Here is an 872-nt window from a genome sequence, read left to right as displayed (position 1 = left end):
TACGGATTCCGATAAGACACGCTTAGGCTTACCAGAAGTTCAACTCGGTCTATTACCGGGTTCTGGCGGTACTCAGCGTTTGCCACGTGTGATTGGTCTGTTACCGTCATTGGACTTGATCCTGACGGGTAAACAGCTTCGCGCGAAGAAAGCCAAAAAACTGGGCGTTGTGGACGCCTGTGTGCCTGACACCATTTTGCTCCACGTAGCAAAACAGTTTATCGACAAAGGCAAGAACAAGGGCAAGAAAAAGCAATCGACGAAAGAGAAGTTGATGTCGGGCAGTGGGTTAGGTCGTAAGCTCGTTTTCGAACAAGCTGCGAAGAAAACCAACCAGAAGACCCGTGGCAACTATCCAGCAACGGTCGCGATTCTAGAAGTGATTCAACACGGTCTGGAAAAAGGCTTTGCACAAGGGCAAGAGCTAGAAGCGAAACGATTTGGTGAGCTTGTGATGAGCTCCGAATCGAAGGCATTGCGCTCTATCTTCTTCGCGACTACTGAAATGAAGAAGGAACACGGCACGGATGCACAGCCAGCAGCGGTGAAAAAAGTGGGTGTTCTTGGTGGCGGCTTAATGGGCGCTGGGATCAGCCATGTAACGGTTGCAAAAGCAAAAGTGCCTGTTCGAATCAAAGATGTGAGCAATGACGGTGTGTTGAATGCACTTAACTACAACTACAAGTTGTTTGAGAAGCAGCGCAAACGTCGCATCCTGTCGAAAGCCGATTTACAGGCGAAGATGTTGCAACTGTCAGGTGGCGTAGACTTTACAAGTTACAACCACATTGATGTTGTGATCGAAGCGGTTTTCGAAGACTTGGATCTAAAACAACAGATGGTTGCGGACATTGAAGCAAACGCAAAATCTG

1 protein-coding gene is annotated in these 872 nt (G+C 48.3%); it reads left to right on the top strand.

The annotated features are described in order from the left end of the window. The coding region (locus tag R7P74_RS25510; protein ID WP_318123432.1) for a 3-hydroxyacyl-CoA dehydrogenase NAD-binding domain-containing protein at positions 1-872 on the top strand (872 nt) is incomplete at both ends.

Source organism: Vibrio sp. 2033, from assembly GCF_033339735.1.
The sequence above is the reverse complement of the archived record's forward strand: the minus strand, read 5'-3'. Positions and strand labels throughout refer to the sequence as shown.